The organism is Streptococcus sp. k-378, assembly GCF_013277505.1.
Lineage (GTDB): Bacteria > Bacillota > Bacilli > Lactobacillales > Streptococcaceae > Streptococcus > Streptococcus pseudopneumoniae.
On sequence record NZ_VMNC01000076.1, the window covers coordinates 1 to 14,345 of the forward strand.

Genomic DNA, 14,345 nt, shown 5'->3' on the forward strand with positions numbered 1-14,345 from the left:
CGAATGATAGCTTGTGTTCTTCCCTCAAGAACAGTGATGATATTGAGATTGTTAAAATCTTGCGTAATGAAGCTCATCTCCATCTCCCGATTGAAACAGTCACTCCCCGGACTGTTTCAACGTCCCAAGACATAATCTCAGGCAGATTTCTAACATTACACTCAAAGTGGAAGTCATTGAGCTTTCGAATGACAGTTGAAGTTGAAATGGCCAGCTGATGGGCAATATCGGTCATAGAAGTCTTTTCAATCAACTTTTGCGCAATTTTTTGATTGATAATACGAGGGATTTGGTCATTTTTCTTGACGATAGAAGTTTCAGCGACCATCATTTTAGAACAATGATAGCACTTGAAACGACGCTTTCTAAGGAGAATTCTAGTAGGCATACCAGTCGTTTCAAGGTAAGGAATTTTCGACGGTTTTTGAAAGTCATATTTCTTCATTTGACTTCCGCACTCAGGGCAAGATGGGGCGTCGTAGTCCAGTTTGGCGATGATTTCCTTGTGTGTATCCTTATTGATGATGTCTAAAATCTGGATATTAGGGTCTTTGATATCGAGTAGTTTTGTGATAAAATGTAATTGTTCCATATGATTCTTTCTAATGAGTTATTTTGTCGCTTTTCATTATAGATGATATGGGACTTTTTTTCTACACAAAAATAGGCTCCATAATATCTATAGGGGATTTACCCACTACAAATATTATAGAGCCAGAATATACAACTGATGGACTGCACCTCAGTGTTGCTGGTTATCAGGTTTTGACAAAAGCCTTGAAAGGCTATCTTTACTAAATAGCTAAATAAAGTTAAATTTGAGCATAATATCTTGTAAAAAATTCTAAAATCCTTTAAAATAAAAAGTGATGGAGGAATTTATGAATGTAAATCAGATTGTACGGATTATTCCTACTTTAAAAGTTAATAATAGAAAATTAAATGAAACATTTTATATTGAAACCCTTGGCATGAAGGCCTTGTTAGAAGAATCAGCCTTTCTGTCACTAGGCGACCAAACAGGTCTTGAAAAGCTGGTTTTAGAAGAAGCTCCAAGTATGCGCACTCGTAAGGTAGAGGGAAGAAAAAAACTAGCTAGATTGATTGTCAAGGTGGAAAATCCCTTGGAAATCGAAGGACTCTTATCTAAAACAGATTCGATTCATCAATTATATAAGGGGCAAAATGGCTACGCTTTTGAAATTTTTTCACCAGAAGATGATTTGATTTTGATTCATGCGGAAGATGATAGAGCAAGTCTAGTAGAAGTAGAAGAAAATCCTGAATTTCAAACAGATTTGGAATCAATTTCTTTAAGTAAATTTGAGATTTCTATGGAATTACACCTCCCAACGGATGTAGATAGTTTCTTGGAACTATCTGAAATTGGGGCGTCACTTGATTTTATCCCAGCTCAGGGTCAAGACTTGACTGTGGATAATGCCGTTACTTGGGACTTATCTATGCTCAAGTTCTTGGTTAATGAATTAGACATAGCAAGTCTACGCCAGAAATTTGAGTCTACCGAATATTTTATTCCTAAGTCTGAAAAATTCTTCCTTGGTAAAGATAGAAATAATGTTGAATTGTGGTTTGAAGAAGTATGAAGTGGACCAAGATTATTAAAAAAATAGAAGACCAAATCGAGGCAGGGATCTATCCCGGAGCCTCTTTTGCGTATTTTAAGGACAATCAATGGACGGAGTTCTATTTAGGCCAGAGTGACCCAGAGCATGGCTTGCAGACTGAGGCAGGACTAGTTTATGACCTAGCTAGTGTCAGCAAGGTTGTTGGGGTTGGCACCGTTTTTACCTTCTTGTGGGAAAAAGGTCAATTAGATATTGACAGACCGGTAACAGATTTTTTAGCTGAGAGTGATTATCCAGACATCACTATTCGCCAGCTCTTAACCCATACTACAAATCTTGATCCTTTTATTCCCAATCGAGACCTTTTAACAGCTTCTGAATTAAAGGAAGCGATGTTTCATCTCAAGAGACGAAGTCAGCCAGCCTTTCTTTATTCAGATGTCCATTTTTTGCTTTTGGGCTTTATTTTGGAAAGAATCTTTAATCAAGAACTGGATGTAATTTTACAAGAACAAGTTTGGAAACCGTGGGGAATGACGGAAACCCAATTTGGACCTGTTGAGCTTGCTGTTCCAACAGTTAGAGGTGTCGAGGCAGGTCTGGTACATGATCCCAAGGCTCGCCTCTTGGGCAGACATGCAGGTAGTGCTGGTTTGTTTTCGACTGTAAAGGATTTACAAATCTTTTTAGAACACTATTTAGCAGATGATTTTGCAAGAGATTTGAGTCAAAATTTTTCACCTTTGGATGACAAGGAACGTTCTTTGGCATGGAATTTGGCAGGAGATTGGCTAGACCATACGGGCTATACAGGTACCTTTATCATGTGGAATCGTCAGAAGCAAGAAGCGGCCATTTTCCTATCGAATCGTACCTATGAAAAGGATGAGAGGGCTCAATGGATTGTAGACCGCAATCAAGTGATGAACTTGATTCGCAAAGAAGAGTAAGGAGAGACATGTCAAATAGTTTAAAAGGGACTTTACTAACAGTTGTGGCAGGGATAGCTTGGGGCTTGTCAGGAACGAGTGGCCAATACCTGATGGCACACGGAATTTCAGCTCTGGTCTTGACCAACTTGCGCCTTTTAATCGCTGGTGGAATTCTCATGCTCTTGGCTTATGCCACTGCAAAGGATAAAATGCTGGCCTTTTTAACGAATAAGAAGAGTTTGCTGTCTCTTCTTATTTTTGCTCTAATTGGTCTATTTCTCAATCAATTTGCCTATCTAACTGCTATTCAGGAGACCAATGCAGGTACCGCGACAGTACTTCAGTATGTTTGTCCTGTCGGAATTTTGATTTATAGCTGTATCAAGGATAAGGTGGTACCGACACTGGGAGAGATAGGTTCTATCATATTAGCCATTGGAGGGACCTTCCTGATCGCCACTCATGGGCAGTTGGACCAGTTATCTATGACACCTTCGGGACTGTTCTGGGGGCTCTTTTCTGCTCTGACTTACGCCCTGTATATCATTTTGCCCATAACCTTGATTAAGAAGTGGGGGAGCAGTTTGGTCATTGGTGTGGGAAGGGTCATAGCAGGTTTGGTTGCCCTTCCTTTTACAGGAGTTCTACAGACTGCTATCCCAACTAGTCTTGATTTTCTCCTCGCTTTTGCGGGCATTATCCTTATCGGGACTGTCTTTGCCTATACAGCCTTTCTAAAAGGAGCCAGTCTGATTGGGCCGGTCAAGTCAAGTTTGTTGGCTTCAATTGAGCCAATTTCGGCTGTTTTCTTTGCTTTCCTAATCATGAATGAACAATTTTATCCCATTGATTTTCTTGGTATGGCAATGATATTGTTTGCTGTAACCCTGATTTCTTTGAAAGATTTACTCTTAGAAAAATAAAAAGACTCTTTGTCGTCCGTGACAGAGAGTTTTTGCGTAGTATTTTATACTCAATGAAAATCAAAGAGCAAACTAGGAAACTAGCCGCAGACTGTACTTGAGTACGGCAAGGCGACGTTGACGCGGTTTGAAGAGATTTTCGAAGAGTATTAATTGTTTTCAAGATAAAATTCAAAACGTTCGCCTACATATTGACTTTTTACGTATTCAAAAGCAGTACCATCTTCTAGGTAGGAAACCTGAGTCAGACCAAGAATAGCATGTCCTTTTTCAACTTCTAAATAGTGGGCGATTTTTTCCTTAGCAAGGCGAGCATAGATGGTCTGATGTGATTTACCAATACGGTAGCCATGTTTTTGCAGTGTTTGGAAGAAATGACTAGTGATTTCTTCTTTTTTAAAGTCCTTAATGAATTTTTCAGGAATAGAAGCAACTTCATAAACCAGAGGAACTTTGTCGGCATAGCGGACCCGCTCCATTCGGATAATATTTTCGGTAGGAGAAATTCCTAGCTTGGCAACTTCCTGCTCATTGGGAATGGTTTTTCTGTAGGAAATGAGCTGGCTAGAGGGTACTTTACCTTGGGACTTAACAATTTCAGTAAAACTGGTTGTCCCTCGCATCTTTTCTTGTACCCGAGTACTGGACACAAAGGTGCCACTTCCAACTCTGCGCTCTAAAACACCTTCTTCAACCAATAGAGATACGGCTTGGCGGAGGGTCATGCGGCTGACCGAAAACTGCTCTGCTAAATCTCTTTCACTGGGAAGCCTCTCACCAATAGCCCAACGGTGCTCGTCAATATCCTTTTTAATCTGATCGTGGATTTTCATATAAGCAGGTAGCATATTTTTCACTTCATTTCTATCTTTTCTCTATTGTACCCCAATAAACTAGAAAAAGTCAAACTTCGCCTTGTTTAGTTGGTAATTCGCCCTTATTTGTGATAGAATATTGAGAAAAGATATTTCTTTTGAGAAAGGAAAAAGATGAGCAACATTTCAACTGATTTGCAAGATGTAGAAAAAATCATCGTATTGGACTATGGTAGCCAATACAACCAGCTGATTTCACGCCGTATCCGTGAGATTGGTGTTTTTTCAGAACTAAAGAGCCATAAAATTTCAGCTGCTGAAGTTCGTGAAGTCAATCCTGTAGGAATTATTCTATCAGGTGGTCCAAACTCTGTATATGAAGATGGTTCATTTGATATTGACCCAGAAATCTTCGAACTCGGAATTCCAATTTTGGGAATCTGTTATGGTATGCAGTTATTGACCCATAAACTTGGAGGAAAAGTTGTTCCTGCAGGTGATGCTGGAAATCGTGAATACGGTCAATCAACCCTAACACACACACCATCATCTCTTTTTGAATCAACACCTGATGAACAAACTGTATTGATGAGCCATGGTGATGCGGTTACTGAGATTCCTGCTGACTTTGTTCGTACTGGAACATCAGCTGACTGCCCTTACGCAGCCATCGAAAATCCAGATAAACACATTTACGGTATCCAATTCCACCCAGAAGTTCGTCATTCTGTATACGGAAATGATATCCTTCGTAACTTTGCCCTTAACATCTGTAAGGCTAAAGGCGATTGGACAATGGATAACTTCATCGACATGCAGATCCAAAAAATCCGTGAGACTGTTGGTGATAAACGTGTCCTTCTTGGCCTTTCAGGTGGGGTTGACTCTTCAGTTGTTGGAGTTCTTCTCCAAAAAGCGATTGGCGATCAATTGATCTGTATCTTCGTGGATCACGGTCTTCTTCGTAAAGGAGAAGCGGACCAAGTTATGGACATGCTTGGTGGTAAGTTTGGTTTGAATATCGTCAAAGCAGACGCAGCTAAACGTTTCCTTGATAAACTTGCAGGAGTTTCTGACCCTGAACAAAAGCGTAAAATCATCGGTAACGAGTTTGTCTATGTCTTTGATGACGAAGCAAGCAAGCTCAAAGATGTGAAATTCCTTGCTCAAGGAACTCTTTATACAGACGTTATCGAGTCTGGTACGGATACAGCTCAAACTATCAAGTCACACCACAACGTGGGTGGTCTTCCAGAAGACATGCAGTTTGAATTGATCGAACCACTCAATACTCTTTACAAGGACGAAGTTCGTGCCCTTGGTACAGAGCTTGGTATGCCAGACCATATCGTATGGCGCCAACCATTCCCAGGACCAGGACTTGCTATCCGTGTCATGGGTGAAATCACTGAAGAGAAACTTGAAACTGTTCGTGAGTCGGACGCTATTCTTCGTGAAGAAATTGCTAAAGCTGGTCTTGACCGCGATATTTGGCAATACTTCACGGTCAATACAGGCGTTCGTTCAGTTGGGGTTATGGGTGACGGTCGTACGTACGACTACACGATTGCAATCCGTGCTATTACCTCTATTGATGGTATGACTGCGGACTTTGCCAAAATTCCTTGGGATGTCCTTCAAAAAATCTCAGTACGTATCGTAAACGAAGTGGATCATGTTAACCGTATCGTCTATGATATTACAAGTAAACCACCTGCAACAGTTGAGTGGGAGTAATTTTAAACTAATAAAAAATGCTTTGAAATCAGTGTTTCAGAGCATTTTTTGTTCTTTCTGTAAATAATTTGCAAACTATAGTAACTGTTGACTTTTACTTAACCATTTTTCGATTGTAAGTTCAAAATGGTCAACTACTATTATATTTTCAGGAATCGTATCAAAATCAAATAATAAATTATCTGAATGAGTTTTTATAACTACTCCAAAATCAAGTTTTTTGGAGTTTATAGCATTCTGTAATAAAGAGATACTTTCATTCAGACATTCATTATTTTTTTGAATTTTTATAGGTATCGGTTTTTTTGAAAATGTTTAGGTAAAAAACCATCAATTCCTTTATTTCTTTGAACAATTTTTGCCTGTAATAATTTAAGAATGTTTTCCTCTTCCTCAGTTTTGGTTCTATATGCTTCGATTCCTTTATTCAATAAATTTGAACTTGTTTTTATAACATTTTCCAGACGTTGCTGAGTTATATTGATAGCTTCCTCAGATAAATCAATCCCCATATAATTTCTATTCAAAATCTTGGAGGCTACTAAAGTAGTTCTACTTCCACAGAACGGGTCTAAAACTATATCATTTTTATCAGTAGCAATCTTTATAATTTGTTCTAATAACAGAATAGGTTTTTGTGTAGGATAACCTACTCTTTCTTTAGCTTTTGGATTAAGAAATGGTATATTCCAAACATCTGAAAGGGGAACTCCATTTTTCTCTTTTGCTAGAAGATAGTTACCATTATTATCAACTTTATATATAGTTTTAGAGTTTCCATCTCGTTTTCGTTCCACTAGTATTTGGTCGATATTTGTAGTAGAAGAATACTCTGTAAAAATTGTATTAAATTTAAAATCTTTTGACTTTGAATAAAAGTAAATGTTTTGATGATTGTTCAATAATCCCTTTTTTGAATTAGACCACCGTTTATAGTTCCATATAATTTCGCTTTGAAACATATCTGCTCCAAAGATATTATCTAAAATTAATCTAATATGATGATTTGCAATTTTATCACAATGAACGAAAATACTGCCACTATTTTTTAGCACTCTTTTGCATTCTTCTAATCTTACAGATAAAAATTCTTTGTAATCCTCAATCGAAGTCCATGTATCTTCAAATTGAAACCTATATTGAGGATCTTCACGATGCCAAAGGCAATAAAATCGACCGTGCTCCAAATCCAATGGAACTCTTGACTATTAAAGTCCCACAACCTGTTCAAGCTGGAGACATGGTTCGAGCTCTTAAAGAGGGTCTCATCAATCTTTATAAGGAAGATGGAACCAGCGTCACAGTTCGTGCTTAATGTAGTTGTTTAGTTTTAAAAAATTATGCAAAGCTCCATATACAACACTTAAACGAGATTAAAGAATGGCGAAATCCCTTGATGCGCAATAGATTAGCTGTCCTTTTTTATTTTTTAAGTGATAAAGTCGGAGCTTAGGTATCAAAGCCTATCAAATTAAACAAAGAAGTGATGTCTTAGATATTTTGAAAAAAATTAATAAGCAGAAAACTCTCTATTATTTTGTTGTAGAGAGTTTTTTGTTAATAAAATTTTACAAAATGACATTTATATATTGCATTAAGTTAGATATATGATATAATGTTGTTAAAAAGAGGCGCAACTTTTTAAAATTAATGAGAATCAAAGAGAAAACCAAGAATATTAATGGGGGAATAAAAAATGGAAGTTATAAATGTAAGTAAGCATTATGGTCATTCAATCATTCTCAAAGATATAAATTTTGCACTTAACAAGGGTGAAATTGTTGGTCTAGTAGGGAGAAATGGAGTTGGTAAGAGTGCGTTGATGAAAATTCTTGCTCAGAATAATCAACCGACTTCAGGTAATATTATAAGCAGTGATAATGTATTGAAGAAATTTGTGAGAGGGTTCTTTTCTTGGAGAACGGGCTTTTGACATTTCAAAAAGTAGGAAAAGATAGTCATAATTTCTTGTTTGAGATAGCTTTTTCATCAGCTACAGATAGAGACATTTTCATTACCAAACAAGAATTTTGGGATATTGTTTAGGAAGAGGGACTGAGAATTACGATGTCTGGGAATATTCAAAGTAGTGAGCTTTTTAAATTTTTTAACGAAAACTCTATTAAAGTAGTTGATTTTGAAACTAAAAAAGAGACGCTTAAAGATATTTATCTAAATCGTTTAAAATAAAGGAAGGTTATAATCATGAAATTAAATAAATTGAATTTTTTTAAGGAAAATATAAGGGATTTATATTCATCAGGCGTAATATATCTCGGTTTGATTATCTCGTTTATACCGCCGATATTGGTTACATTCTTTATTCTAAAGACTCAAGGGACATCGCTTGGTATTAAGCATATTTCAAACTTTTATGCTATGCTCGGTATGTTAATGGCTGTTATACATGCTAATCGAATTATTAGCAGGGATTTTTCCTACAATACGATCAGTTTATTTTATAATCAACAGAAAAATCGGATGTTTTACGTCTTGTCCAATTTTCTATATGCCATCTCAGTTTCCATTATCTATGCTTTGAATGGTATTGTGTTACTAGTCATCGTAAGTAAATTGGGTGTTCCAGGTGATTTAGGATTAGATTTTATAGTAGCCATTGTAGTCAATACAATTTTGTTAGTCCTATTTTATTTTCTATTATCTTACATTTTCTATTTATACAAATTGAAAAGTGGCTTAGTATTTGGTATTTTAGTAGCTTTACTACTCTTTATCCCTAATATATTAAATACGATTATGATGAATACTAGTAATGATTTGTTTATCAAAGCAATTGAACTTCTTCCTTTTTATTCCTTACCTGTATTTGTGGCTTCAAATACGATGTCTATTAGTCAGTATCTTGTGGTAATCACTACAATCATTTTATTGTATTTTTTCACTCTCAAGAAAAGTAAGGAGTATTCATTTTAGTTTCGTTTAGTATTATTTTGCAGACTTAAAATCCAGCAAAAAATCAGTCATCTTGCTATGCTCCTACTCTTGTTGTGTACACGTTTTTGTCTTATGCTAGACTCATTTCCAAAAGCATTATATAATAGTGATATGAAATCAACTAAACAAGAAATACAAGCAATCAAAACTCGTTTAAAAGACCCTACTAAAGCTAATACTAAACAAAAAATAAAATAGCAAACTAGGAAGTTTATTTCAAACAATCCAACATACTGATTTTAGGCTGAAGATAATATTGGAGTGCTAATTAATGAGGTTATAATAAATAGCTGACAGCTTGTGTTGGTTTTGGATTTTTTAAGAGTAGATGAGTATTAAAACTATAAGGAGGACGCAGGTGGCTAAAAATTTAAAATTAAAATTAGCTCGTGTAGAGCTTGATTTAACTCAAGGTCAACTGGCAGAGGCTGTTGGGGTGACGCGCCAGACTATTGGTTTGATAGAGGCGGGAAAATATAATCCCAGTCTCTCGCTCTGCCAGTCCATTTGCAGATGTTTAGGGAAAACCCTAGACCAACTATTTTGGGAGGAAGAAGATGGTAAATAAATTCATTCATTATCAATTACTTGATGAAAGAGAAGAACAACTAATCAATAAAGCTGGAGCGGAATCCTTTACCCTTTTCATTGGACTTGTGCTTTTAAGCTATTTGGTGGCTGTATTAGCTCCCTCTCTTTTTAATCCGAATTTTCTAGTCTATACTCTGATAGTAGGAATTTTCTTCTTTTTCAACCGTGCCCGTTATCTGGGAGTGACCTACTATAGTCGTTTTCATTTTACGATTTTGGGTTGTTTTTTCCTAACCTTGGCTATTACGGCTCTTTTGATGTTGCAGAATTATCAATTCAACATAGAAATTTATCAGCACAATCCTTTGAATTTTAAATACCTGTCTGCTTGGGTCATTACTTATATCATTTACCTTCCATGGGTCTTTATTGGCAATCTTGGTCTTAAGAGCTATGGCGAATGGGCTCAGAAAAAATTTGAACAAGATATGGATGAATTGGAGAGTGGAGAATAGCTTGTTACTCTTTTCTCAATCCAGCTAAAATGTGATATAATAGTACTAATTTATTGGAATACATGAAAGTTCTTGAAAATTTTCATGGGTTTCTAGCTAAGGAAGTAGGAAAAGTATGTATCCAGATGATAGTTTGACATTGCACACGGACTTGTACCAGATTAACATGATGCAGGTTTACTTTGACCAAGGGATTCACAATAAGAAGGCGGTCTTTGAGGTATATTTCCGCCAACAGCCTTTTAAGAACGGCTATGCGGTTTTTGCAGGTTTGGAAAGAATTGTGAACTATCTTGAAGACTTGCGTTTTTCAGATAGTGATATAGCCTATTTGGAGTCGCTTGGTTATCATGGGGCGTTCTTGGATTACCTTCGCAATTTCAAGTTGGAGTTGACCGTTCGTTCTGCCCAAGAAGGGGATTTGGTTTTTGCTAATGAACCGATTGTGCAGGTGGAAGGACCTCTAGCCCAATGTCAGTTGGTCGAAACGGCTCTTTTGAACATCGTCAACTACCAGACCTTGGTGGCGACGAAGGCAGCTCGTATTCGTTCGGTTATCGAAGATGAACCCTTGATGGAGTTTGGGACACGTCGGGCTCAAGAAATGGATGCGGCCATCTGGGGAACACGCGCAGCGGTGATTGGTGGCGCCAATGGAACCAGCAACGTGCGTGCGGGTAAGCTCTTTGACATTCCTGTTTTGGGAACCCATGCCCATGCCTTGGTACAGGTTTATGGCAATGACTATGAAGCTTTCAAGGCTTACGCTGCGACCCACAAAAATTGTGTCTTTCTTGTGGATACCTATGACACCCTTCGCATCGGTGTACCAGCTGCCATTCAGGTGGCGCGTGAACTGGGTGACCAGATTAACTTTATGGGTGTGCGGATTGACTCTGGGGATATTGCCTACATTTCCAAGAAAGTTCGTCAGCAACTGGACGAGGCTGGATTTACAGAGGCTAAGATTTATGCTTCTAATGATTTGGACGAAAATACTATCCTCAACCTCAAGATGCAAAAGGCCAAGATTGATGTCTGGGGTGTGGGTACCAAGCTAATTACAGCCTATGACCAGCCAGCTCTTGGTGCAGTTTACAAGATTGTTGCGATCGAAGATGAAAATGGGAACATGCGTAATACCATTAAGCTGTCAAATAATGCGGAAAAAGTGTCGACGCCAGGTAAGAAGCAGGTGTGGCGCATTACCAGTCGTGAAAAAGGCAAGTCAGAAGGCGATTATATCACTTATGACGGCGTAGATGTTGCCAGCATGACAGAAATCAAGATGTTCCATCCGACCTATACTTACATCAAGAAGACGGTTCGTAATTTTGACGCTGTTCCTCTCTTAGTGGATATCTTCAAAGACGGAAAATTGATTTACAACCTGCCTAGCTTGACTGAGATTCAGGCTTATGCTCGTAAGGAATTTGACAAGCTTTGGGATGAGTACAAGCGTGTGCTCAATCCGCAGCATTATCCAGTGGATTTGGCGCGTGATGTATGGCAAGATAAGATGGACTTGATTGATAAGATGCGCAAGGAAGCCCTTGGTGAAGGAGATGAAGAATGAGTTTGCAAGAAACCATTATCCAAGAATTGGGTGTCAAACCGGTGATTGATGCCCAGGAAGAAATCCGTCGTTCCATTGATTTCTTAAAGAGATACCTGAAAAAACATCCCTTCCTTAAAACCTTTGTGCTAGGGATTTCTGGAGGACAAGACTCAACCTTAGCAGGGCGTTTGGCGCAATTAGCTATGGAAGAAATGCGAGCAGAGACAGGAGATGATAGCTACAAATTTATCGCTGTCCGCCTGCCATACGGAGTACAAGCTGATGAAGCAGATGCTCAAAAAGCCCTAGCCTTTATCCAGCCAGATGTCAACTTTGTAGTTAATATCAAGGAATCAGCTGATGCGATGACAGTTGCAGTTGAAGTGACAGGTAGTCCTGTTTCAGACTTTAATAAGGGCAATATCAAGGCTCGTTGCCGTATGATTGCTCAGTATGCCCTTGCTGGTGCCCATAGTGGAGCGGTCATTGGAACAGACCATGCTGCGGAAAATATCACAGGTTTCTTTACCAAGTTTGGTGACGGCGGTGCGGATATTCTCCCTCTTTACCGCCTCAATAAACGCCAAGGAAAACAACTCTTGCAGGAGCTTGGTGCAGACCCAGCCCTTTATGAAAAAATCCCAACAGCAGACCTAGAAGAAGATAAACCAGGTCTAGCTGACGAAGTAGCCCTCGGAGTCACTTATGAAGAGATTGACGACTACCTAGAAGGCAAAACAATCAGCCCAGAAGCCCAAGCAAGAATCGAAAACTGGTGGCACAAAGGCCAACATAAACGCCACCTACCCATCACCGTATTTGATGACTTTTGGGAGTGAAAAGGTCCGGGGGACCTTTTTAGCTTCTTGCCCTGAAATTAAAAAGCAAGAAAAACCTCCAGTGGAGGTTTTCAGCCTCTCACCTTGAAATAAAAAAGTGAGAGTAGGTCTGGGGGATCTTGAACCCCGAGTTTAGAAATAAGAAAATGAGGCAGATTCGGTAACTCGAAGAGTTCGATTTCATCGTCTTACCCCTGCAACGATGACTAGGTTTGAAAAAGCTTGCTAGAGCGCATTTCAAACCAGGCAGCGACTGCGTCAAGAAATTAGAAGACAAACTCGTTTTCTAGCTGTTACTGAGTTGAGCCTTTTTACTACGAGCATAGAAATAAGGAAGTGAGGTAGCATCATGAAAGCTATCGGTACGCAAATATTACAGACAGAACGTTTGATTTTAAGAAGATTTGTGGAGAGTGATTCAGAAGCTATGTTTCAAAATTGGGCTTCATCCGCTGAGAATCTGACCTATGTTACCTGGGATCCCCATCCTGATCTCGAGGTGACTCGAAATTCGATTCGTAACTGGGTTGCTTCCTATACTAATCCCAACTATTACAAATGGGCTATTTGTCTCAAAGAAAACCCAGAGCAAGTGATAGGAGATATCAGCATCGTTGCAATAGATGAGAACAATTCTTCTTGTGAAATTGGCTATATTTTAGGAAAAAACTATTGGGGTCGTGGTCTTATGACAGAGGCCTTAAAAGCTGTCTTGGACTTTTGTTTTACTCAAGTAGGATTTCAAAAAGTCAAAGCTCGATATGCCAGTCTCAACCCAGCTTCAGGTCGTGTCATGGAGAAGGCTGGAATGTCCTATCTACAAACGATAGTTAATGGTGTAGAGAGAAAAGGCTATCTTGCGGATCTTATTTATTATCAGATAAGTAGGGAAGAATGTTGAATTCTATTTTCTGTTTCTATCGAAGTCAACTATTTATTGTAAATATAATAAATGGCATTCTAAGTTTATTTGCAACTTTAAAATAGCATATTGATTAGTACAAGACAGATGTTCTAGTTCCTTCTTTAATCTGGTTTAGTATTAGTTAAAAAATCGCTTTAAGCTTGTAACTAAGAGGGAGCTAATCGACTAGATTCTCCAGCCGAACAGGTGGTAATGTGCTTTTTATAGTGTAATCCTAGCTGTTGTTAAATTTAAAATAGAATCCTCTATCGAGTTAGGGAATTAAATTCCACCAATTTTATTTATGTTTTTTTATCAAAATATCTAACATTAAAATAGTCTCATTCTGATGCGCAAACTATTCTATTTATACTGCATAGTTGTATAAGGAATGATGAAAGATGAGTGAAAGTTATCAAGTTGGAATGTTTGTATCTAAATATATTAGCATGTATTTAGATAAGATGTCTGCAATCCTCTATATATGAGATTGATTACGATATAGTTAAAGTGTTAGTTCAATAATTAATATATCATTTTAAGTTTATTTGATGTATGAAACATATTGTTTAACATTTGCCAGAAAATATGCTATACTAAGTAGTAACTTTTAGAAGGAGGATGTAATGGCAAAATCTAATACCAATAAGCGCTATGCATTACGTAAACTCGGAAAGATTTTTGGTTCTGTGATAGTCGGGCTAACTTTATTTTTAGGAGGAATCCTGAATACAAGTTTTGTTCATGCTGATGGAACAGGAGTGACATTTATTAAAGACGATACCCGCCGTAAAGGAGAGGAACCGGAGACTGATGTTGATGAAGTAGGAAATATTATCGTTAAGGTTCCGGCTAAGGATAGCGTTGAAACAAAAGTAATTCCAATCGAAACAGAGTATGAAGCGGATCCAACTCTTGATAAAGGGAAAAAGAAAGATGATCCAACTCGGCCAGGTAAGGCAGGAACTGAAACCATTACGACTACTTATAAAATCGAAGGTGGTAAGGCAGTAGAAGATAAGAAGACTAGTGAAGTAACAACTGAGA

General features: G+C 38.0%; 13 protein-coding genes and 4 pseudogenes. 14 read left to right on the forward strand and 3 right to left on the reverse strand.

All coding sequences use genetic code 11. From position 1 onward, the window contains the following. Positions 1–592: pseudogene (locus HT719_RS07965) on the reverse strand (transposase family protein); the annotation flags it as partial. A 116-nt stretch (positions 593–708) separates the two neighbouring features. On the opposite strand from HT719_RS07965, the pseudogene HT719_RS07970 reads away from it, so the two are divergent. The 4 genes and pseudogenes from HT719_RS07970 to HT719_RS07985 form a co-directional block, all read left to right on the forward strand. Then, a pseudogene (locus HT719_RS07970) lies at positions 709–798 on the forward strand (platelet activating factor); the annotation flags it as partial. Between the two features lie 83 nt (positions 799–881). Then, entirely contained in the window at positions 882–1,607 is a 726-nt protein-coding gene (locus tag HT719_RS07975; RefSeq protein ID WP_138706310.1) for a CppA family protein, read from the forward strand. Beyond that, the gene (locus tag HT719_RS07980; RefSeq protein ID WP_138703782.1) at positions 1,604–2,539 is read left to right on the forward strand and encodes a serine hydrolase domain-containing protein; all 936 of its coding nucleotides are present in this window, start codon (positions 1,604–1,606) and stop codon (positions 2,537–2,539) included. Before HT719_RS07975 ends, HT719_RS07980 begins: the two co-directional genes overlap by 4 nt. A gap of 8 nt (positions 2,540–2,547) precedes the next feature. Beyond that, positions 2,548–3,444: a DMT family transporter gene (locus tag HT719_RS07985; RefSeq protein WP_119919370.1), complete on the forward strand. Its 897-nt coding sequence runs from the start codon at positions 2,548–2,550 to the stop codon at positions 3,442–3,444. A 149-nt stretch (positions 3,445–3,593) separates the two neighbouring features. Here HT719_RS07985 and HT719_RS07990 read toward each other — a convergent pair whose 3' ends face one another. Then, complete coding sequence (locus tag HT719_RS07990; RefSeq protein ID WP_000936194.1) at positions 3,594–4,292, reverse strand: GntR family transcriptional regulator; 699 nt, start codon at positions 4,290–4,292, stop codon at positions 3,594–3,596. Between the two features lie 141 nt (positions 4,293–4,433). On the opposite strand from HT719_RS07990, the gene guaA reads away from it, so the two are divergent. Beyond that, positions 4,434–5,996: a glutamine-hydrolyzing GMP synthase gene (gene guaA, locus HT719_RS07995; RefSeq protein ID WP_050208596.1), complete on the forward strand. Its 1,563-nt coding sequence runs from the start codon at positions 4,434–4,436 to the stop codon at positions 5,994–5,996. 287 nt (positions 5,997–6,283) lie between these two features. Here the strand turns inward: guaA and HT719_RS08000 are convergent, their stop codons facing one another. Then, complete coding sequence (locus HT719_RS08000) at positions 6,284–7,183, reverse strand: site-specific DNA-methyltransferase (protein WP_309598702.1); 900 nt, start codon at positions 7,181–7,183, stop codon at positions 6,284–6,286. Here HT719_RS08000 and HT719_RS08005 point away from each other — a divergent pair. From HT719_RS08005 to HT719_RS08045, 9 genes and pseudogenes are all read left to right on the forward strand, one after another. Then, positions 7,126–7,311, forward strand: a pseudogene (locus HT719_RS08005) (U32 family peptidase C-terminal domain-containing protein); the annotation flags it as partial. The gene HT719_RS08000 and the pseudogene HT719_RS08005 overlap by 58 nt on opposite strands. 335 nt (positions 7,312–7,646) lie before the next feature. Continuing rightward, positions 7,647–8,186 (forward strand): annotated as a pseudogene (locus HT719_RS08010) (ATP-binding cassette domain-containing protein). Positions 8,187–8,201: 15 nt separating this feature from the next. Then, on the forward strand, positions 8,202–8,930 hold the full coding sequence (locus tag HT719_RS08015) for a hypothetical protein (RefSeq protein ID WP_172928808.1): 729 nt from the start codon (positions 8,202–8,204) through the stop codon (positions 8,928–8,930). Positions 8,931–9,309: 379 nt separating this feature from the next. Beyond that, entirely contained in the window at positions 9,310–9,519 is a 210-nt protein-coding gene (locus HT719_RS08020; RefSeq protein ID WP_001107500.1) for a helix-turn-helix transcriptional regulator, read from the forward strand. Beyond that, on the forward strand, positions 9,509–9,997 hold the full coding sequence (locus tag HT719_RS08025) for a DUF6773 family protein (RefSeq protein WP_172928811.1): 489 nt from the start codon (positions 9,509–9,511) through the stop codon (positions 9,995–9,997). The genes HT719_RS08020 and HT719_RS08025 overlap by 11 nt, the downstream gene beginning before the upstream one ends. Before the next feature lie 115 nt (positions 9,998–10,112). Further along, positions 10,113–11,573, forward strand: coding sequence for a nicotinate phosphoribosyltransferase (locus tag HT719_RS08030; RefSeq protein WP_172928813.1), 1,461 nt, complete (start codon positions 10,113–10,115; stop codon positions 11,571–11,573). Continuing rightward, positions 11,570–12,394 (forward strand): ammonia-dependent NAD(+) synthetase, encoded by an 825-nt coding sequence (gene nadE / locus HT719_RS08035; protein WP_172928814.1) that lies wholly within the window; start codon positions 11,570–11,572, stop codon positions 12,392–12,394. Before HT719_RS08030 ends, nadE begins: the two co-directional genes overlap by 4 nt. 349 nt (positions 12,395–12,743) lie before the next feature. Continuing rightward, the gene (locus tag HT719_RS08040; protein WP_172928816.1) at positions 12,744–13,295 is read left to right on the forward strand and encodes a GNAT family N-acetyltransferase; all 552 of its coding nucleotides are present in this window, start codon (positions 12,744–12,746) and stop codon (positions 13,293–13,295) included. A gap of 629 nt (positions 13,296–13,924) precedes the next feature. Further along, the coding region (locus HT719_RS08045) for a G5 domain-containing protein (RefSeq protein WP_172928818.1) at positions 13,925–14,345 on the forward strand (421 nt) is incomplete at its 3' end.

Coding starts and splice junctions, on each gene's coding strand:
- HT719_RS07975 (WP_138706310.1), top strand. CDS start 882: ATGAATGTAAATCAGATTGTACGGATTATTCCTACTTTAAAAGTTAAT.
- HT719_RS07980 (WP_138703782.1), top strand. CDS start 1,604: ATGAAGTGGACCAAGATTATTAAAAAAATAGAAGACCAAATCGAGGCA.
- HT719_RS07985 (WP_119919370.1), top strand. CDS start 2,548: ATGTCAAATAGTTTAAAAGGGACTTTACTAACAGTTGTGGCAGGGATA.
- HT719_RS07990 (WP_000936194.1), bottom strand. CDS start 4,292: ATGCTACCTGCTTATATGAAAATCCACGATCAGATTAAAAAGGATATT.
- guaA (WP_050208596.1), top strand. CDS start 4,434: ATGAGCAACATTTCAACTGATTTGCAAGATGTAGAAAAAATCATCGTA.
- HT719_RS08015 (WP_172928808.1), top strand. CDS start 8,202: ATGAAATTAAATAAATTGAATTTTTTTAAGGAAAATATAAGGGATTTA.
- HT719_RS08025 (WP_172928811.1), top strand. CDS start 9,509: ATGGTAAATAAATTCATTCATTATCAATTACTTGATGAAAGAGAAGAA.
- HT719_RS08030 (WP_172928813.1), top strand. CDS start 10,113: ATGTATCCAGATGATAGTTTGACATTGCACACGGACTTGTACCAGATT.
- nadE (WP_172928814.1), top strand. CDS start 11,570: ATGAGTTTGCAAGAAACCATTATCCAAGAATTGGGTGTCAAACCGGTG.
- HT719_RS08040 (WP_172928816.1), top strand. CDS start 12,744: ATGAAAGCTATCGGTACGCAAATATTACAGACAGAACGTTTGATTTTA.